The 20,969-nt window shown below is 53.9% G+C and carries 14 protein-coding genes; 5 read left to right on the top strand and 9 right to left on the bottom strand.

The window, feature by feature from the left end; all coding sequences use genetic code 11:
- The first annotated feature begins 186 nt into the window (after window positions 1-186).
- Window positions 187-498 carry a hypothetical protein gene (locus Poly41_RS28600; RefSeq protein ID WP_146530784.1) on the top strand — a complete coding sequence of 104 codons (312 nt, stop codon included), beginning with the start codon at window positions 187-189 and terminating at the stop codon, window positions 496-498.
- Between the two features lie 336 nt (window positions 499-834).
- Here Poly41_RS28600 and Poly41_RS28595 read toward each other — a convergent pair whose 3' ends face one another.
- From Poly41_RS28595 to Poly41_RS28585, 3 genes are all read right to left on the bottom strand, one after another.
- Window positions 835-1,722 (bottom strand): sugar phosphate isomerase/epimerase family protein, encoded by an 888-nt coding sequence (locus tag Poly41_RS28595; protein ID WP_146530783.1) that lies wholly within the window; start codon window positions 1,720-1,722, stop codon window positions 835-837.
- Between the two features lie 261 nt (window positions 1,723-1,983).
- Window positions 1,984-3,924: a glucosamine inositolphosphorylceramide transferase family protein gene (locus Poly41_RS28590; protein ID WP_146530782.1), complete on the bottom strand. Its 1,941-nt coding sequence runs from the start codon at window positions 3,922-3,924 to the stop codon at window positions 1,984-1,986.
- Window positions 3,925-4,115: 191 nt separating this feature from the next.
- Window positions 4,116-5,192, bottom strand: a complete 1,077-nt coding sequence (locus Poly41_RS28585) for an alkaline phosphatase D family protein (RefSeq protein WP_146530781.1) — start codon at window positions 5,190-5,192, stop codon at window positions 4,116-4,118.
- A gap of 405 nt (window positions 5,193-5,597) precedes the next feature.
- Here Poly41_RS28585 and Poly41_RS28580 point away from each other — a divergent pair, with 405 nt between their 5' ends.
- Complete coding sequence (locus Poly41_RS28580) at window positions 5,598-8,930, top strand: LamG domain-containing protein (protein ID WP_197231755.1); 3,333 nt, start codon at window positions 5,598-5,600, stop codon at window positions 8,928-8,930.
- A 239-nt stretch (window positions 8,931-9,169) separates the two neighbouring features.
- The gene (locus Poly41_RS28575; protein ID WP_197231753.1) at window positions 9,170-11,290 is read left to right on the top strand and encodes an alpha/beta hydrolase family protein; all 2,121 of its coding nucleotides are present in this window, start codon (window positions 9,170-9,172) and stop codon (window positions 11,288-11,290) included.
- 17 nt (window positions 11,291-11,307) lie between these two features.
- Here Poly41_RS28575 and Poly41_RS28570 read toward each other — a convergent pair whose 3' ends face one another.
- From Poly41_RS28570 to Poly41_RS28545, 6 genes are all read right to left on the bottom strand, one after another.
- Window positions 11,308-11,616 carry a hypothetical protein gene (locus tag Poly41_RS28570; protein ID WP_146530779.1) on the bottom strand — a complete coding sequence of 103 codons (309 nt, stop codon included), beginning with the start codon at window positions 11,614-11,616 and terminating at the stop codon, window positions 11,308-11,310.
- Between the two features lie 20 nt (window positions 11,617-11,636).
- On the bottom strand, window positions 11,637-12,011 hold the full coding sequence (locus Poly41_RS28565) for a hypothetical protein (protein ID WP_146530778.1): 375 nt from the start codon (window positions 12,009-12,011) through the stop codon (window positions 11,637-11,639).
- A gap of 207 nt (window positions 12,012-12,218) precedes the next feature.
- Window positions 12,219-13,601: a sulfatase-like hydrolase/transferase gene (locus tag Poly41_RS28560; RefSeq protein WP_231616020.1), complete on the bottom strand. Its 1,383-nt coding sequence runs from the start codon at window positions 13,599-13,601 to the stop codon at window positions 12,219-12,221.
- Between the two features lie 127 nt (window positions 13,602-13,728).
- The gene (locus Poly41_RS28555) at window positions 13,729-15,492 is read right to left on the bottom strand and encodes an apiosidase-like domain-containing protein (RefSeq protein WP_146530776.1); all 1,764 of its coding nucleotides are present in this window, start codon (window positions 15,490-15,492) and stop codon (window positions 13,729-13,731) included.
- Between the two features lie 33 nt (window positions 15,493-15,525).
- Entirely contained in the window at window positions 15,526-17,031 is a 1,506-nt protein-coding gene (locus Poly41_RS28550; protein WP_146530775.1) for a glycoside hydrolase family 140 protein, read from the bottom strand.
- 177 nt (window positions 17,032-17,208) lie between these two features.
- Window positions 17,209-18,573, bottom strand: coding sequence for a Gfo/Idh/MocA family protein (locus tag Poly41_RS28545; RefSeq protein WP_146530774.1), 1,365 nt, complete (start codon window positions 18,571-18,573; stop codon window positions 17,209-17,211).
- Window positions 18,574-19,055: 482 nt separating this feature from the next.
- Here Poly41_RS28545 and Poly41_RS28540 point away from each other — a divergent pair, with 482 nt between their 5' ends.
- Window positions 19,056-19,382: a hypothetical protein gene (locus Poly41_RS28540; protein ID WP_146530773.1), complete on the top strand. Its 327-nt coding sequence runs from the start codon at window positions 19,056-19,058 to the stop codon at window positions 19,380-19,382.
- A gap of 126 nt (window positions 19,383-19,508) precedes the next feature.
- Window positions 19,509-20,801, top strand: a complete 1,293-nt coding sequence (locus Poly41_RS28535) for an NRAMP family divalent metal transporter (RefSeq protein ID WP_146530772.1) — start codon at window positions 19,509-19,511, stop codon at window positions 20,799-20,801.
- The last annotated feature ends 168 nt before the right edge of the window (window positions 20,802-20,969 follow it).

The following is a 20,969-nucleotide window of genomic DNA, read 5'->3' as shown; positions in this document are numbered from 1 at the left end:
ACTTGGGCCATCAGAGCTCGGATAGAAGAATGGGGAACCGGATCGTTTAAACGCAAACTCAATCAACAACCACCCCAACACAACAGTCACTTGACAGCAGCAAACATTTCATAGAAGTGGACGAGGCCACGAGTCCCGTGTTGCAGGACTCGTGGCCTCGTCCACGCGTTAGTTATTGATCCCGCGATGCTAACTATCGGCGATCACCACACGCTACAATTGCTGTGGTACAAGGTTGAGTCGCGTCGTGAACGTCGGATCGGTCGGCTTTGGGTCGCTTTGAATGGAGCCAACAAGGAATTGACAGATGCCTTCGAGCGCTGCCAAGCCTACCTCGATGAGAACGGCATTGATCTCCGCAGCACGCCAATGACGCTTGGTCCATCGTTGAATCTGGATGTAGACCGCGAGGAGTTTGTCGGCCCGTTCGCGGAGGAGGCGAACCAGCTTTCGCGGCGCACCGGTCGCGAGCCTTTCGTGGTGCCCCAGATCATGTAGGTTCGGTTCCCACCGGACGAATTCGAATCGGCCGGTAGGAACCGGCCCTACATCCCACATCATTCTTCAAAATGCTTTAAAAACAGTTTTCGTTGCGAATGGATAGAGGATCAAGCAATCAAATACAACGTGGCATACGCTTCCCATTTCAACTCAATGTTGGTTAACACAATCGCAAGAGGTCACGTCAAGGCAACGGTCAATTCCGTGCCTTTTGCACTGAACCGATACGCGACCTATGAAAGCCCTCTGGCCAAGTCTCGCTGGGACGAAGGCGTGACGGAATTTTCGATTGACGACATGACCTTGCGTTTGGACGCGCGAGACCAGGATCGCTTACATCCATTGCTTGAGCGTTTCAAAATCTTTCTTGATTGCCGCTAGATGCTCTGGGACGAGTTCAGGGACTCGGTGATCGAGATACTCTTCGTGCAAAGAGATCGGCCCGTTGAATCCACTGTCTCGCAACATTTTAAAGAACTTGGCATCAACGCGTCCTTCGCCAAGCGGCGTGTTGATCGTACCGTTGTCTCCCCATGCAAAGTCTTTGACGTAAACGGTCTTGATCAACGGTCGGATCATGTTGAACGTAGCCGGCCAGCTCGCTCCCCCTTCGGCCGTCGCATGCCGAATATCATAGGCAACGCCGATGTCATCCGCCGAGATTCCTTCCAACGCGAGTCGGAGATCCCACAAAGGCGCGCCCATGTAGTTGGTACCGGCATGGTTTTGATACAGGCCCTGAATTCCAAGATCATGGTTGATTGCCGCCAAGTCTCGCAATTGTGGCTTCCACTCCGCGATTTGGTCGAGCACGCTGGTGTTCAAGTTGTACTTAAAATACTGCATTCGGTAACGCTTGATTCCAAGCGACGCCGCAGTCCGTAAGACTCGCGTCGTAACGGGATCATTGGGATCATTCAGATCGGACGTCATGACGGTAATCTCGAGATCGCGTTGACGAAGAGCCTCAACCAGTTTCGGCAATTCGTCTTCGACCTTGACGGGATCAACATGTCCCCCGCGACGGATCGGTGCCTCGATGCCGTCGAACCCTAACTCAGCGATGCGTTCCGCCAATTCGTCAAACGACAGTGAGTTGAATGGCTTGGTGAACACGCAAAACGGTTGCTTCGATTGCTGTGGCGTTGCGGCATGGGCTACTAATGGTGCGGCCACGAAGCTTGATGCTGCCAGTAGGAACTCTCGTCGGTTATTCATCATTCGGCTCTCTTTCCATATTCTGCTCGCATCCACAAAGGAATGGATCGGGCTGGTTGTTGATTATCATTCCTCACGCCGTAAGGAATATCATCGATGTGCTCGACGCTCTGAGTTAATGTAACATGATCGCGGCATTCCTGCCGCTAGAGCAATGACGCCGGGCTGCAACGTCGCATCGGATGCTCAAATCGCCATGATGGAAATCCGCGATTCAGGCTGCTTTCGCACGCAGTCGATGTAGCCTTAACGCGTCTGATCATTTCAACTCAAGGAACGCAGAATACTTCGGAATACCTTTGCTATCCGAACGACGATTTTTTCCACCTTGCTTAGCGGATGGAAAAGGTGTTTGGTCCTCCACAGCAAGGGAGGAAAGGGATAGGTCATCATCCGCTTGTAAGCCCACGGCGAATCTGACGGTACGATCTGCTTTCGATCAACAGCCACATGGTCTACAGCCGCAGCATAGGAGTGAACACCGTCGACTGCTAACACCTCCGGTTCTAGCCGATCCACCAATCGCTCCTGATACTTGTCCCTATTCAACTGCGTGACTTCAAAGAAGTTCAGAGCACGTCCGTAACTACCGGAACAATCCTGCGATGGCCGGATGAGGCAGTCACCGATCATGAATAATGCTCCTGCCGGACGAGCGTACCTCGCATCAGAAACCACGGGGTTTCCCACATGTGGCACCCATGGACCCATCAGGTCATCGGCATAGAAAAGACACAGTTCATCCCACGTAGAAGCACCGCGCTCGGCAACATTCACAAACAGCCACAGCCGACCGTCGTCTACATGTATTTTCGGATCCACTGCCGAGATCTCCTCCAGTAGAGTGCCGTGATACTCCCACTTATCCGGAAACGAAACGCAACGATAGGCTTCGACGCACAATTTGGCGGCAGTTTCCGGAATCATGAAGAGATCATTCTTCCATTGCAAGATGAACGGACCGGACAGGTGGTACGGCCTTTCAAGAGCGGTAAAAGATGGCCCTAACGTACGTCCAGCATGGACCTCCACACAACCGATCGCTCCTCGCCTCTCCGCATAGTCATAGTCCTCAAAAAATAACCAAGTCTTCCCGTTTCTTTCGAAGAGAAATGGATCAGCCCAAAAATGACCATCGGGGTTGGGAATCGCCGTCAAAGACTCCGGCCTTACCATGTGTTTGCCGGAATCTAGCGGAACAGCATCACCTTGTGGGGGACTTGCCGCAATCTCTTGCCGCATCAAGCTCGGGCTGAGCATCTCGCCGCCCATAAAGTCGCTCTGCCCAGCTAGGGAATGCTGCCCTAAGAGGATACTCCACTGCTCAACATATTGCTTCGGGAATTGGCAGATTCGCTTCTTTCTCAACTTTAGGTATTCGTAAACCTCCTTCCCGGATGGGGTTCGTCGAATCTCGCCAATGCTGGCCTCGCGTCTTCGACTCTCGGCTTCCTCCTTGACCAGATCCCATCCACGATGCGCCACGTCGTTGAGTACACGCTGAACGAACGATGCCGTTTTCCAATAGAGCTGATTGCGATTCTCGAAAAGCGAGTGGTTCTTGGTTGACGAAAAACTTCGATACAGCACAAGCCCAGCGTCAAGCTTGTCATTCAAAACTTGTAGAATGGCGCCGGTAACCGGACGGTCGTCCACCATTTCCCAAAAGCAGGCGGGACCTCCGCGATATTGGGTGTCGCCATGGTGATAAGACCAGACCCCATACTCGGGAGCCTCCAAAATAGGCCCCTTGAGAATTCGGAACCCAAACCGTAGGAGGACATCCGGGGAATGGGCCATGAGGCAGTCTACGTCTTTCTGGTCAATTCGGTCCACATACCGTTTTTGCGATGGGAAAACGCTCAAAGTGGGTATGTCAGCAACCAACTCGGAGACATCGATCAATTCGAAAGCATCGGGGGCATTGCCGAAATACTGACGATCTTCATGAGCATACTGCTCAAAAAGATGGTCTTGGTTAAATGGGATTTGACAAAGGAACTTGAGATAATTCGCAAGTCGGCCTTTGATCCCCACAGCATCGGCGGGAGCCGAGGAGGTGGAACCATTCAGAACAATGACGACAAGCGATGCGTGCCGGCATTCCAAAACACTGCGAAGAACCTGCACTTGCCAGTTACTGATCTTCAGGTCATCTAGCAGTACGCCGACTCGAATTGGTTTGCAACCAGTTACAGAATCCATGCTTTTGAACGAATCTCGTCGTTTGATGAAATCGACATGTGCCAAATTGCCCGATTTTCACTACCCGCGTGATAGTGATCGCGAGGTTCAGACTTTGCCAAGGTCTTTGGAAATTTTCCCAACCATTGTAGCGAAATCGTGTAAGCAAAATAGCACCAAACGCGGTGAGCACGGTTGCGGGGTCGTCATGATTAAGGAAGGATCCCTGGCTGCAAGGTGGCGATCTCGATTTTGCGTTGGATCATGATATCACCAGCCTCATCTCGAATCTGCAGCCTGATTCGAGCTTCGGGTTGATCCCACTCCAAGACGATCATGCCAAAGTTGTTTCCCCATTCCAGCGTTCCCATGCGATGTCGGTTTGGTCGTTCAAATCGCCATGATGGAAAGCCTCGATTCAAGCCACTTGAGGTCAGATCGAACAGCGGGTAGCCCACGCCGCCGTCCATCGTTGATAATTCCCCCCGATGGACGTCGCCGCTGATGAAGACAACACCAGCCGCCTCGGTATCGCGGATCAGTTTGAACAATCGTTCGCGCTCGTGCGGCAATTGCGACCAGTGCTCTGAGTCGTGATCTTCATTGATCACTTGGATGCTCGATGCAATGATTCGCACTCCAGCGGGTTTGCGGAGCTGTTCTTCTAGCCACGTCCATTGGGCGTCACCCAGCATCGTGACTGCAGCGTCTGGGTTCGGCAGATACCGGTCACCGCGTTTCTCGCCGGGTTCTCTTGGCTTGAGCTTCAATGGGCCACGAAAGTATCGTGTATCGAGCAGAATGACTTGCACTCGCTTTCCAGGTGGCCCGACGATCTTTGCGTCGTAAATTCCAGGCGTGCGGCGTCGATTCGAATTCGCTGGTTCGCCAAAGAAGTCGAGGAAGACCTGTTGCGATTCAATCTTTTTGGGATACTCCTCGCCGGAATCGTCGGCACCATAGTCGTGGTCATCCCAAGTCGCCAGTATGGGGCAAGTCCGTGTCACGCGCTGAAATCCTTGGTCAGCCGCTAATAATCCATACTTCCTTTTCATCACCTTCATGTCCGTCGTGTCGGCGTAGATATTGTCACCGAGAAAGACGAACAGATCAGGCCGCGAATCGGCAACAGCCTCCCAAATGGGTTGAGACTGACCTTCACGCGCACACGAACCGAGCGCAATCTTGGTGAGAGGCCTAGAGTGATCGAGCGGCAGTAAGTCGAGATGCTGACTCAACACCTCAACCTGTGTGAGCAAAAAAACAATCATGGCTAGTGCTAGTCGCATGGGATTCCACCTTTAATTGAAGGCTAGCTGGACAGCGTCACTTCGTGGGCGATTTACCGCAATTTTCCGAATCAATATCGGACTGAGCGGCGCTGTCCAGCTAGGTTTTCGCATTACCGCAAAGCGAGAAGCGAATCATTCTATACGTTGTCACCTTCGAAACACACCGGAACCCGTTGTGGACGAGGGAGCATGCCTTGAAAAATCCACCAGGTCGGGTTGGAAAGGGACGACCGTGGAAACACCCAGATGGCCCCGTCTATTGAGTACCGTTTGTTTCTCTCTCGTGTACTTTCCTAACGGAGCCATCCCTGCATGGTAAAAACTCTTGTCGTAGAATGGCGGTGCTGTTGTCGTACCTACCAAGGTGTTGTCTCTCCCCTCAAGCACGAAAAATCCAAGGTTATGTTTCGCCTCTTTCAAAAACAAATCACTCCCTTCCCTTGGATTCGTCGATCGCAAGCCGCTTGCTTGTCGTTGTTCTATTTCACGTTGACCATTTCCGCGACAGCGCCGGTGCAAAGCCAATGGTATCGCGGCTATGACGGCGACGACGCGACGGCGGACTCTGTGCTGGGGCTTTGGAAGTTTGATGGTGACCAGCAAAGTTTCGCAAAGGATTCATCGTCGCACCAGCATTCCGCGGTCCTTCGGGGTGGGGAATTCAACGCGAACGGTCGATTCGGAGGTTGCCTTGAAAGTCATGCGGGATACCCCATCGTTGACGAAAGTCACGGCATCCATGTGCAATCATCGCCTGTGCTTTCACCAACGGTGCCGTTTAGCGTTGAGATGTGGGTCAAGCCAAAGTCCGAAGATGAGTTTCTTGCCAAGCTGCGGCCGGTACTGCTCGACTCGAAGTACATCCCCGGCAACCCTACTGGAATGAAGTTCGGGCTGACCAACGCCAAGGACGATGGGCGCCGGATGTCCGTAGAGATCGGCTTGGGAGAGCGATCCGAAACTTGGTACTCGCCACCTCTACTCTTTGCGGCAGATCGTTGGCAACACATCGCTTTTCACTACGACGCTCGCGGCGTCGTTTCCTTTTTCGTCGATGGTTCCCAAGTCGGGCAAGTTGTCAAACCAGGTGCCGGATCCATGGCGGTTTCGCAGCGTCCGCTGTCGATTGGCGATCGCATCGGATCCCTTTACAGCGGTTTCCCAGGATTGATCGATGAAGTCCGAATCACCAGTGGGACAGTCGAATTTCGTCCTTTTGCGTTTCAGACCGACAGCGCGCGGCTGGTATTTCTTCGCATGGATTCTGACGCTCATTTCAGCGGCCATATCGAAAACTTCATGCCTGCGGATCTGACAGACTCCTCGGTTGAAATCCAGTTTCCCAATGGCAAAGTCGAAACGATTAAGCTGCCCGTGATTGCTTCGGGACAAAAGCACCCTATCGAAGTTCCCGTGGATTGCTCGCTTCGACCAGGGCGTTACGAAGTGGCGGTTACCATGGTTGGGAAGAAACAGGATGGAGGGAATACCGAATATCGAACGACGACGATTTTTCCGTTGACGATCGTGCGGCGACCGCTACCCGATCGGATGCCTGTCGTCATGTGGGGAGTCAACGGAACCGACAACGTCGTCCAATCGATACCTGCCTTGAAAAATATTGGGTTTACACATTGTTTAGGATTGCGAGCGGATTACCAGAAGATTTGGAATGAAGGATCTGACGCGCTCCCAGGCACTGCTGCGCAGATCCAGGCGGATCGCGAAATGCTGGACGTGGCACTGGAGAACGAAATCGGTGTGATCGCAACGCTGGCCCCCGCACGCTGGTTGCGAACATCGCCGGCCGGGGAAACACTACTGCGAATGGACAGAAATGGCAAACCGTACGATCGAGAAGACGTCAGCGCGTTGTTAGAGCCGGTGCAGAAGTTTTGTTTTGATACCGGTGCCGCAATTGGCCGTGCGTACGGCGATCACCCCGCCTTTGAGGCGGCGCTATTGCATACGGAAGTCCGCAGCGAGTCGCAGGTTTCGTTTCGCAAAGAAGAAGTCGCCGCCTATTTGTCGGCAACCGGGAAGTCGATACCGAGCGAGGTAACAAGCAAGAACGGAGTCGATTACAAGAAGATTTCTGATTTCCCGGAAGATCGTGTGATCGATGACGAGGATCCAATTTTGATGTACTTGAAATGGTTTTGGCGAGAGGGTGACGGGTGGAATCGCGCCAATTCGAAGCTGAATGATGGTCTGAAACAGAACATCGAACGCGATGGTTTTTGGACGTTTCATGATCCAGCCATTCGAGTGCCCAGCGTTAGCGGCAGTGGTGGGGATGTGGACGTGTTGTCGCATTGGACGTATTCGTACCCCGATCCAGTTCGCATCGGACTTTGCACAGATGAACTACTGGAAATGTCCCGAGTGGGGGGCAGATCACAAGACGTGATGAAGATGACCCAATTGATCTGGTATCGATCGCAAACGGCACCTCCCGACGTATCGCCGCGTGGGACGTCGTCACCGTGGGTGGATCAAGATCCAGCAGCCGCCTATATCACGATCGCTCCGATGCATTTGCGTGAAGCTTTGTGGTGGAAGTTATCGCGGCCGATTAAAGGGATCATGTATCACGGCTGGCAATCGCTGCTGGATGTGGACTCGGGTTCGTCGTATCGCTACACGAATCCCGCAACCCAGCATGAGTTGAAACGGTTGATCGAGAGCGTCGTCGAGCCGCTTGGGCCGACGTTGACTCAAATCCCCGACGTCAATACCGACGTCGTGTTTTTGGAAAGCTTTACGTCGCAAATGTTCGCTCGTCGTGGCACCTATGGATGGAACAATGGCTGGGCAGGCGATCTGTATCACGTTCTGATGTATGCCCAATTACAACCCCGAGTGATGTATGAGGAGTCGTTGCTAGCAGGAGGACTGGACACCGCAAAGGTATTGGTGCTCGCCGATTGCGACGTCTTAACAGAGTCGGTCGTGGAAAAGATTCACGCGTTTCAGCAACGTGGTGGTTTGATTGTGGGCGACAAACAGGTATGTCCGGCGATTCGTCTCGATTGGATGGTGCCACGATTTGAGCGAAAAAAACAAGCGAAAGCGGATCGAGATAGAGTGCAGGATGCTGCGGCGAAGCTACGCAAATGGTTAGATTCGCGATATGTTCGCCAAGTCGATTCAACGAATCCCGATGTTGTCACGCGATGTCGACGTTACCAATCGACCGACTACGTTTTCGCTGTAAACGATCATCGAGAACCAGGTACTTACGTTGGCGGTTTTGGTTTGGTGATGGAGGACGGTCTTCCATCGGACACGAAGGTGTCGTTGTTGAAATCCAGTGGTCATGTCTACGATCTTTGTGACCAGCGGGAAGTGTTTTGGGAAAAATCGGGCGAGCGTCTAACAGGCGGCGTCTCGCTTGGCCCTTGCGAAGGCCGGGTATGGATGGTCACCGAGAAACCCATCCGTCGAGTCGATATCTCGCTTGAAGAGTCGGCGCACTTGGGCGAACGAATGGATGCAAGGATTTCGATTACCGATGGCGAAACGCCGATGGACGCAGTGATCCCGGTGCAAGTTCAGATATCGGATCCGGAAGGGATGGAGGCGGAGTTCAGTGGCTACTACGGCGCCGCGGGAGGCGAATTGAGCGTGCCAATCGAATTTGCGGCCAATGATCACTTGGGACTGTGGACCGTAAAGGTGACGGAGTTGGCGAGCGGCAAATCGAGTTCGAAGTACGTTCGGCTTGGCCCGTAGCCGCCCCTTGCAGACCCGTTTGCATGCGTGGTGTGATACAATCGTTGAACTGTATTTAGAACCTATCCGAAAAGGGGCCTGACCCTCTCTTGGTCTGAGCGTATCGGTAGCGATTCCATTGGAAAACAACGAGTTTTTGAGCAATCGAAACGTCGGTCGACAAAGGGTCAGACCCCTTTTCAGATAGGTTCTTACTGGGCGCCGAAGTAGATAGTCGAAAATGGAATGAAAGGCCGCCGATGAGCGACAACAACCGTACTGACCATCGAAGCTGCAATTCGTCACTCGTTACCGTCGGAGTGTCCCGACGTCGGCTGCTAAGCGCCGCGACGTTTCCAATGATGGTTCCGTTGCTCGATTGGTTGTCCAAAGACGCAATTGGCGCAGAAAGTGTTCCGCCGCTGAATCGCTTCCCGCGGATGGTGCATGAGTTTTTTGTCGAACAGGTTCGACAGGCGGAGCGGCGAAACCTGCGAGTGTGGGAACAAGTCAACACAGAGGACGCGGCCCAAAAGCATGTTGAAACCCTGCGAGCGAAGATTCGCGAATGCTTCGGGCCGGAACCGGAACGGACGCCGCTCAATCCACGAATCACCGGCGTTGTCGAGCGAGACGCCTACAAAATTGAGAAACTGATTTTCGAAAGTCGTCCTGACTTTCCGGTAACGGCGAATGTTTACGTTCCGAAGGGACGTGAGCTACCGATGCCAGGTGTGATCGGCACGTGCGGGCATTCTAGCAACGGCAAAGCCGCCGAACCGTACCAGTCGTTCGCTCAGGGGCTTGCGAAGCTGGGGTACGTCTGCCTGATCTACGATCCGATCGGTCAGGGCGAGCGATCTCAGTACGTTGACGACGATTTGACACCGCGACGCAAGGGCACGGTCCACGAGCACCTGTATTGCGGAAACCAGCAGTTTCTCGTCGGTGAGTTTTTGGGAGCATGGCGAGCATGGGATGGCATCCGCGCACTCGATTATCTGCTGACGCGAAAAGAGGTAGATCCAGAGCAGATCGGTGTCACCGGGAATTCTGGTGGCGGAACCATGACGACGTGGCTGGCCGGCGTGGAATCACGTTGGACGATGGCCGCTCCGAGCTGTTTCGTGACGACATTTCGACGCAACATGGAAAACGAACTCCCTGCGGACACAGAACAGTGTCCGCCAAGAGCGTTGGCACTCGGTTTGGATCACGCCGATTTTCTGGCGGCGATGGCACCCAAGCCCGTGCTTATCCTATCGAAGGAACGCGACTTCTTCGATGCACGCGGCGCCGAGGAAGCCTACAACCGCCTGAAAGGGCTGTATAGTCTGCTTGGCAAGCAGAAACGAGTGAGCATGTTCACCGGACCATCCACTCACGGTTACTCGCAGGAAAACCGCGAGGCAATGTACGGTTGGTTCAACGGCGTGACGCGAGTTTCCGCTGCGAAAACGGAACCGGACATTACCATCGAGACAGACGAAACGCTGTGGTGTACGCCAAAGGGACAGATTGCGGGACTCGATGCAAAAACGGTCTTCCAATTCACCGCCGATCAGTCAAGAGCTCTCGGTAAAAATCGCGGTGCCGTCGAGGGCGAACAACTTACCCATCGCATCCGTCAGATCTTGAAGTTGCGGACTCCAAAGACGGACACTCCTGACTACCGGATCTTGCGAGATTGGCGATCACGTGAGTACCCCACAAAATTCGGAATCAGCTACGCCGTTGAAACGGAACAGGACATCTTCGCACTGGTCTACATGTTGACGAACGAGCCTTGGTATTCTCGTCCACCGCGCGAAGGAAATCGGGCGATTTTGTATGTCTCGCACCGATCGAGCGACGCCGAACTCCGTGATGAGCCACTCATTCGTGATGTCATCAAAACCGAGCCAGAAACGCGGCTGTTCACGTGCGATGTGCGCGGCATCGGAGAATCGCAGCCCGATACGTGCGGCAACCAATCGTTCGATGATCCCTACGGCTGCGATTACTTTTACGCGATCCACAGTCTGATGCTCGATCGCCCTTACGTCGGGCAGAAAACAATGGACGTGCTTCGCGTTCTGGATTGGCTCGCATCCTACGGCTACACCGACATTCACATCGTCGCCAAAGGCTGGGGAGCACTACCCGCAACGTTCGCGGCATTGCTGAACGATCGCATCTCACAAGTCACGCTCAAGAACGCGCTCACCTCGTACGCCGACATCGCGGAACACGAAGACTACGACTGGCCACTTGCTGCGCTCCTGCCAAACGTCCTGGCGCACTTCGACATGCCCGACTGCTACCGAGCGTTGGCAGCGAAGAAAATTCAACAGATCGAACCCTGGGATGCCGTCTACTCCTCCCCCACTGCGATTCGGTAACGATTTGTCCTAGCATCTTATGGTCGGCTATTATTCGAGTTTTCATCCGATACCACATAGAACACCATCGCGCCATCACGGTCGGATGTGAACTCACGCAGCCCGCCTGACCAATCGAGTTTCTCGGAACCGGTCACCTGCCCCGTTGCAGGGTCGAACCATTCATATCGATACTGACCGGCTTCCAGCTGGATTGAGAACGGACCTGGATCCGGCTGGTAGACGGCAGTTCCGGAATCATCCGTGAAGTACCGCGGATTGTCGGCATGCACGCGAAGCGTGCTTAAAATCGGGGCGGGCGTTTCGTCTAAATCCACAGCGGTCACTGCCGCCGTTCCCGGTGGAATCAACCCCTTCGTGGCGTCGTCTTGGTCACCGAGTAGATTTGACAGGGTGTGTTGAGGTCGGAACCCTGATGCACCGGCGTCGACTGGTTGGGCCAAATCATTCGGCCATTGCGGATCACGCAGGCAAACTGAAGTCGATCCTCGTCGGGATTCGCTGTGTTGGGATCGTCCAACGCATCTTCCATGTACTGCATCGCCGCTTGAAGTTTTGTAGAGTCGACCGATTCATCCTCTGGAACGCACCTTTCCCATCCATCCGACTTGGCGGTCGCTGGCTGAGGAAAAGACACTTGTCCGGCAACTCGATCTGCCTGGACACAAAGCAGCAACAGCGACAATGTCACTGCCGAATTGGGCGTAAGCTTGCTGATCATAAAAATTCCTTCATCACGGCTTCGCTGTTTGCGATTCTGCGATGCTCGGTTTCGAAGAACGGCGGCTCGTCGAGAATCATTCTATTGCTTCGCCACTTTATGAACGGCAAGGCGCTAGCCGCCGGTATTTCAAGGCTCTAACCGGCGGCTAGTGCCTTATCCCTCCGTCCGAGGTTGATTCGGAGCACAAACCCAGTGATCTCTGTCTTATTGAGGGCGTCCACGCCGAGTTGCTCGCGTGGTTGCCTCCCATTCGATGTACTTTGCCTTAAGCCGTTTGAAGTCTGTTGGGCGTGAGGTCTTCAGGTCGTTCGTCTCGGACACATCCGTCGCGAGATCGAAGAGGAATTCCGACTCCTTGTCTCCGCGCTGTTGAGCCACAAACTTCAGGGTTCCCTCACGAACCCCCTTCCAAACGGTGTCGCCGCGTGGTTTGCGCCAGTAAAGTGTTCGATCGATGTCGCGCCTCCCTTCAGCCACATGTTGGACGATGTCGATGCCTTCCAGTGGTTTGTCGATGGCTGGTTTGACACCCGCGATGCGCGCGATCGACTTGGTGAAATCGAATGTGATACATGCCTGATCGGAATCGACGCCTGCGGGGATGACTCCCGGCAGGCGCATGATGGCAGGGACACGAATGCCACCTTCGTTCGTGCTTCCTTTGATGCCGGACAAAGGCGTGTTGCGGGCACTGCGCGTGCCTCCGTTGTCGCTGGCGAAGATCACAAGCGTGTCGCCATTCAACTTCTCGACGTCGAGCGTGTTTAGCAAGTCGCCGATTCGCGTGTCCATCTGCTCAATCATCGCGATGTAAACGTCCGGCGGTGCGGTTCCCTGATTCCAGAGCGGTGAATTCAGTGGTAACGGGTTTTTGGTGAGATCGTCGGGTCCTTGAAACGGAGAATGAGGACAAGTGTAGGCAAGGTACAGAAAAAACGGTTTTTCATCGCTCTGGCGTTTCACAAACTCGATCGCTTCCTCCGTCGCCAAGTCGGTGAAATGGCCCTCGCGCCGGATGGGATCGCCGTCTTGAAAGAGATTGTATCCGGCGACGTTATCGAGGTAGTGGAAGTAGTCCATACCGCCGCCGATGCAATAGAACGTGTAGTCGAATCCATGCAGGTGGGGTGCAAACTTTGGTTCATACCCGAGATGCCACTTTCCGGTGATCGCGGTAGCGTATCCCGCGTCCTTTAACAATCGCACAATCGATTGCTCGTCGGTTGGAAACCCAAGATCATTCGTTTCCCTCAACCGGATCGCGTCGTCGTATCGGCCGAGGTTGCCGGTTCCGATCGCACATTCCAATCCACCAATCCATTGCTGATACCGGCCGGTGAGCAGTGCGGCTCGCGTCGGCGTGCATTCGGCGCCGTTGGCATAGTGGTTAGTAAATCGAACTCCCTGCTTGGCCAATTCGTCGAGGTTGGGTGTGCGAATGTCCTCGCGGCCGTAACAGGCCAAGTCACCATAGCCGAGGTCATCGGCGAGGATGAACACAATATTGGGGCGATCACCTGCCTCGACCGCGTGTGAACCAAACAACACCGGAAAACATGCAAGCAAAAGCAACAGGATTCGGTTCACGAGAAGGGTCCTTGCCGAGGGAGTGTTAGAAATTTGGATATTTTGGTAGTGGACGACGTGACGGGGCCTACATCGTGGAAGGACTTGTTGCCTTGCCACGACCCGCAAACGGAGTTTCGGTACACGGCTATCGCCGGTTCTCGTCGCTGTTTGTGTTAAGGAGTAAAAGCACCCAATCTTCGTCCGCGGATTCTGGTCGCGGGGGAATGACGCCATTGGCGAGTTGTTTGGAGTCGGAGATCATCGTACGGGCCGCAGTTCGCGGATCAAACCAGTGGGCCGCGAAGTCCTGGCTCGGAAGGTTGTCGATCCTGAGTTCGTTGTCTGCGTTGCCGCGCGGTATGTAGACAACCATCGCTGCGTCCGCAATCTTCCCGCAGTGAGGTGGCGTGATGTCGTCGGGGGTAGGCGGCGGATTGCGTTTCCCATTCACGACAATCAAATTGCGGCTTGGTGTGAGTTGCCACCACGGCAAACTGCTTAGCAGTTCCCGGACCGGTCGCATTTGTCGCGACCCTTCCATCGCCATCGCTTCCTTCCAAAATAGGTGGCCATCCGTTTTCTTACCCGTTTCACCCTTGGCATCGTCGGGCGTGTAAAACTGCCAAACCCCGAATGCGCCATAGCCATACCCAGCGGAGCCGTTCAGGAAAGCGGTCCATGCCTGCCATCGGCTGTGATAGACGTGTTCCGGGTCGGTGTATCGTTCGTAGTAGCCTTCCGAAAGAATGACGGGCTTGGTCGGTGAGAGTTTGTAGTTCTCTATCGCACGCAATGCGACGTTGCACAGCATGGGAAGCTTCTGGCCTGTTTGCAGCCAGTTGTGGTCATGCCACACCGCGTCGTGAAAGGCACGCGACGACAGGTCGCCGTGAGGCGCCGCCCACTTGGGATTGCCACTGGGATGAATGGAAAGGGGATGATGATAGGGATTGTGCTGCTGAACCACTTCGCCCAACTCGTTCAGCTGTGATTCCGTCCAACTGCAGTCTTTCATCGTGTACTGGTACTCACCGGAAAGACTCCACAAACCGTTGTACGCTCCGTAACGAACCGCAAGGTAGGCACTGATTCGCTTGGCCGACTCATGGTCGAAAAAACAATTGCGTTTTGCGAACCAAGTGGGATGCACTGCAACAACAAACCCGCGATCCCAAATCGCCTGCATCCGCGTATCGAGCGATTGAAAGTATTTGGCGTTGAGCTGTTCCACTTGGCCACCCGTGAACGGATAGCCGCCTTCGTTTCGCTGGCCTGCGGGCTCGTCGGTGTCGCCGAATCCTCTCATGTAGGCCACCAAAATCGCTGCAAAACCTTTCGATTTTCGATCATTCAAGTATTCAAAGAACGGCCCGTCTTGGTTTGCACCCAAGCCGCATCGTGCCGTATTGATCGACCAGTTGGTATCGCCAAGAAAGAAGAACGGCTTTCCATCGGCATATTGAAAGTAGCGGCCGTTTTCGCTGGCTCGAACGTGTCCGCGAAGATTCGGGTTGGATCTCGATTGCTGTTGCGTCGGTGCCTCGACGGTGACGACACCGCTGTTGCCGTTCAGTTTGGAATCGCGTGACTTGATGCGGTAGCTCCACTTACCGGCCAGCGGTAGTGCGAAACGCAGTGTGTACCGCTTGGGTCCATCGTAGAACGCCTCGATTTGCAACTGAGCTCCAGAGCCTTCGTGACGGAGCGTCGCCTCGACCGGAAACTCCCACCACGGATACGACTCTTCGGAATCGAATTGCATTACAACGGGGGTCCATTTCGTGATGGGTTCCGCAGCCATGACGCTGACGGAAGCGAGTGCGACGGTGATCAATGGTTGCGCAATGAACCTGAACGAACGATACGAAAGTCGCGAATCCAATCTTCGTTCGTTGGTGGAGGAGATCATTGAGACCTCGATTCGAGTAACGTTGCCGTGGTGTCATTCATCATCGAGAATGAGAACCCAATCACTTCCCTGATCACTTCCCTGATCACTTCCCCGATCCTGCTCGCTTGGTTCAAAGCGTTGATGACCCGAGGCTGGGAATGTCCCAATCAAGGAAGACTCACCCGTACGTGGGTTGTACCAATGTGCGGTTAGCTTTTCACCGCTAAATTTATCAAGGTCGATTGTCACGGGAATACCTGTTGGTAGATACACAAAAGCATAACTGCCATCGGACGCTCGACATGCCTGGATGTGATCGTTGCCATCGCCTTGTCCGGCAACGATCAACGATTGGTCGGGGATGCGAAGCAGCATTGGACGCGACTTGACCAACGCCGAGAGATGTTTCAAATGCTGGGCACCAGCAGCATCCAATGAATCAAACCAAGGTTGATTGGCACCATACTTGAGTGGTCCGTCGCCCTTGCAGACCCAGCCGATCAAGTTGCGATGGCCATAGGTATGTCCACAGCCACCGGCAAAGACATTCCAATAGGCTGCGCGTCGGACATCCCAGGGGCTGATTCTTTTGTTGGGGTGTTCTTGAACCTCGCGTTTGTTGAGTGAAAGCGAGTACTCGTAAGCAACCTCAGCATCAAAGGTCGGTTTGGGCGGCTCGCGCTCATAATCGGCGGCAACCGTTTCGTAGTTTCTGAAGCTGAACCGAGTCGTGGATTGGATCATGTTAAAATCCAACCACGGCTCCTCGTGGAAATACCGTGACGAAGAGACTCCGCCACCGGGCGGATGGTAGGTCATCATCGTGCTGGACCAATCGGCCTTGCTATCTTGGTTGTGAACTCCGTTAACACCATCGGCGATCCCTTCGGCAATTGTGCGAGTCATCTCACGCCGCGCGGGCAGTAACGTTGCACGTTCTGGTTGACCAAAGGCGTCGCCGCCGAGCAACCAGATCAGATGCGTTCGCTCTCGATAGCGATCACCTAAAAAATGTCCATAGGCGTACGCGACGTCTGGATCGGCAACCAGCGGATGCTCATCCGTTTCCAGACTGGTACTCCACGCAACGACCACCGCCATGTACATGTCGTACTTCGCCGCCAAATCGACCAGATCGTCGACGTGGTCCCAATAATCGTTCGCTGGCCCAGGAATCACGCGTGGTCTTGAAAAATCTCCGTCGATAAACGGCAGATGCCCGTAGACGTTCGGGGCGTCTATCTTTCCGCGAACGGGAATGGTTAACAGGCTGGTCTGAACCACGTTGAATCCCTGCTCTTTTCGTTTCTTGAAATACAGCTCGACCTCTGGCTGATCATCCGTTGCTTCCCGAACCGATTGGCGAACCATCGACCACGTTGTGTCCCCGACCCAGAAGAACGGCGTTCCATCCTCGGTCACCAGGAAACGGTCGTTGTCATGGACTTGCAATCGTGGTGGATCGGCGGCCAGTTGGTTAGACGTTGCGGCCAGCAACACAAACCCCAAAGTTAGCAGAATCAATTTTGAGGGAACTTTGTTTCTCAGTGGTGTCATGGTCGCGGATCCTCCTCAGATCGCCCGTTGTTTCTAGCGTCATAGTAGAATTCGTCCGTCTCATGCTGCATGCGGCAATCAACTTTTCTTCGCCGTGAGCCGAAGTAAGGACTGAAAGCATCATCTTCGTGCTGGGGAAACAGCATGACACGGAACCCGAAAAAAAACGTTACGTCATCATGCCTTGACCCCATAAGGCGCACGATAGCTTTCACGCGTGTAAAACTTCATTGCTTCTGAATCATCAACAATCTGTTCTGACTGCCCGTCAAAGACGAGTTTCCGCCCGCCCAAACGATAGCTGATGTTCGCCAGATGACCGAGCAGAGCACTGCGGTGACCCTTCTCGACATCCGCATTGGGCAGCTCTCGGCTGCGGATGCAATCGACGAAGTTTTCTTGATGATTGGGGTCGGGAAAGCGACCATACATCTGCTCGGTGACCACAGGTTGGCGCCCCTTGGTTCGCTCGAACACTTGCCAACCGCCACCCATACGTCCCACAAACATCACGCCCTCTGAACCGTAGATCTCGATTCGAGTTGCGTTTTGCGGCCAATGGGGAAAGATGTCGTTGTCGCGGAGCTCAGGATCACTCTTGAGCATGTACGGTGTGTCGAGTGTCAGCGTAAACGTCATCAACAGCTTGTCGAATTCGAACGTGGCCACTTGATTGTCGGGTGTTTCCGCTGCGCCTTCTTTGTCAAACCGCGCGCCGGTTGAATAGACACTCTTGGGGTATTCAACACCGCACAACCAGCGTGCCAAATCGAGTTGGTGAATGCCGTCATTGACGATGTCGCCACCCGAGTAGTTCCAAAAGTGATGCCAGTTCTTGTGAATGGCGGCATTGTATTGGTGCTCGGGCGCCGGGCCATTCCACATCTCCCAATCGAGCCCTTGTGGCGGAGCGGAGTCCGGCACAGCAGGGAAATTGGCCCATTCTTTCTGATTGAAAACTCGGCAAAGGTGAATCGTACCGAGCTTCCCATCTTCAATGTACTTCTTGGCAGCCATGTTGTAGGGCGCGCTGCGATTTTGCGTGCCAACCTGAACAATGCGATTGTTTCTTCTAGCAGCCTCGACCGTCTGGCGTCCCTCCCAGCAGTTATGCGATAGCGGTTTTTCAACATAGACATCCTTACCAGCTTGACAAGCCATGATTGCAGCGGGTACATGCCAGTGATCGGGCGTGGCGATCACGACCGCATCCACGGAGGCATCATCGAGAACCGTTCGGAAATCTTGTCGGCACTCAGGTTTCCTGCCGTCTTGTGCATCGGCCAGCGTCTTGCCGCGAGCTTCGAACAGGGAAGAGTCCACATCGGCTAAGTACTTAAATTGGCAATCAGCTCGGCTGGCGAGGCCGACCATCAACTGCTTGCCTCGCCCACGACAACCGATGACCGCCATCGTAATCTTTTCGTTCGCCGGGGTTGCCCGCGCGGATTTGGCGTTCGCCAAAATCGTCAGCCCTGCGCCGTAGCTGAGCGTCGTGACGAGTGAACGTTGAAGAAGTTTACGTCGATTGATCGTGGTCACTTTCTTTCTCGCTTGGTTACGGATGGACGGAGGGCTCGCGCCCTGCCGCTGAAACTTTGGCGGAACGGCGCGAGCCGTCCGGTTCGAACCCGAATTCTTAAACCTGTCGACGCACCAGTACCGAGATTACGTTTCTAACAGAGGCGTGGAAGTTTGTCAAAAAGAAATACAATAAATTTGCATTTTCGCGATTTCTTTTCTTGTTTCTGACGCGACAAGCCCATAGGATAGAGGACCTCGGAATCCCCAGAAAAGCAGTTCTTGGGGTAGCCAGTGTCTATCGCCGATCAGTTGTCGCTTTCGCTCGGCAAGTCTTACCAAGTCCGCGATCAGGGCATCGTCAGTGTTGTTCGTATCGACGTGTCAAAAGGGAACGCTTTCAATGGTCAACATCAACGGCGCATCGAACCATTGCGAAACAACTCGGGGATCGGCAGACCGTGAAGGGGTGTATCGCTGCCGGATTGGAACCCGACTTCTGGATGAAAACTCTGCACAAGACCAATTACTGGTCGGCCACGGATACTCGCGAGCAAGACAACCTGTGGTGTGAGGATCCCGAACAGACGATCGCGTTCATGAAGACGGTCAAGCAACCTTGGATCGCCTTCAAAACGATGTCCGCGGGAGCACTTAAGCCTGAGGATGCGTTCGGTTTTGCGTTTGAGAACGGAGCTGATTTTGTCTGCGCTGGAATGTACGACTTCCAATTCGTTGAAGATGTCAACCTTGCCGTGAACGTACTCAATGGCCCATTGCCTCGCGGTCATCGGTTAGAATCGCTTGCATGTTGGTCTCCGTCTTCGTAGCGAAATTCATCGTGAGTTTCGGAGAGGGCCCTAACGTAGCGAAATTCGCAGAGAGTTTCGGGTACGGTGGCCGAAAGACTTGGCGACTTCCGCTAGCCGGCAATACAGCAACCCGTTTAGAACACTATGCCAGAAACGAATAACCAAGTTGATACAGCCGGTTCATCATGGCTTCAGCGATTGACTCGAATCGGACCGGCCATCGTGGTCGCTGCTGTCGTACTCGGTCCCGGAAGCATCGTTAGCTCGAGTCGTGTGGCGTGCGAGTATGGCATGTCGTTGTTGTGGGTTGTACCGCTATCTGGACTGTTGATGATCGGGATGACAATCGCATCCATGATTGTCGGCGTCTGCAGTGGCAAGACACTTTGTCAAAGTGTTGCAGACACGTTCGGGCGTCCCGCTGCTTGGTTGGTGGGGGGATCGCTCATGATCGCGATCACGTTGTTTCAAGCTTCCAATAACAACGCCATGTTGATGGCAGCCGGTGGTTTCATTGGCCCCGAAAAACTCGATAGTCTGAGCCCGCTAACCAAAGCGATTCTGTTGTTGGGGTTCAATGCGGTCATTATCGTCTTACTGCTACTGGGGCGTCGTGATCTTTATCGACTTGTCGAAAAGATGATGGCGGTTCTAGTTGGAATGATGGTGTTGGCCTTCGGCATGAGCATGTTTGCGTCCGGGCCATCGTGGAAGGGAGTCGCCGCAGGACTTGTGCCGACACTTTCATCAACGGATCAAGGTGGTGGGGCGGTTTCTTGGCTCAGTATCGGAGCGATGATCGCAACGACGTTTTCGGTTGCTGGCGCGTTCTATCAGTCGTATCAAGTCAAAGAAAAGGGTTGGAGCCGGAAGGAGCTTCGTTTGGGTGTTGTTGATAGTCTGATTGGGATTACGTCACTGGCACTCATAACATGCATGATCTTTATCACCGCTGCGACTGCACTGCATGGACGAATCCCCGTCACTGAGCTGACCGATGCCAGTGTCGTCGCGATGTCACTGGAACCGTTGTTCGGCAAGTGGGCTCGAATCGTTTTCGCTTGCGGCATCTTTGCCGGAGCAGCCAGTTCGTTCTTGGTCAACGCCCTGATCGGCGGCGTTGTCTTCTGCGATTCGCTGGGCTTGGGCAGCAAGATGTCGTCGACGAGTGTGCGAACTTCGACGATCATCGCGTTGCTGCTGGGATGGTTGGTGGCTAGTACCGTCGCGTTAACCGGTACAGATTTGGTTACGTTTATCGTCATCGCTCAATCATTAACGGTGCTTTGTTTCCCGATTCTCGCAGCGGTGATTGTTTGGCAATTGAGCAAAGTCGACTCTGAACTGATTCCGATCGGAATCAAACCGCTAGGTTGGGTCGGCTTGGTGACGGTGATAGCGCTGTCGGTAAAGACGTTGTGGGGGTTGGTTGGTTAGAAGGTTTGCTGAAAAAGGAAACTCGGCTAAATCAGCAGGCGTAACCAAGCCATAGGATTCCTAAACATCGAGAGCATTTTGATGCTTTACGGTGCGATGTCGCCAAGTTTCGAAAGCCGTGAAGGCAATCAGGGGACGTAACAGCGTCCGTTGTTTTTCTGATTGTGC

The sequence above is a fragment of the Novipirellula artificiosorum genome (genome assembly GCF_007860135.1).
In the GTDB taxonomy this organism is placed as follows: Bacteria; Planctomycetota; Planctomycetia; order Pirellulales; family Pirellulaceae; genus Novipirellula_A; species Novipirellula_A artificiosorum.
Note: the sequence above shows the minus strand (reverse complement) of the source record. Positions and strands in the feature narration are given on the sequence as shown.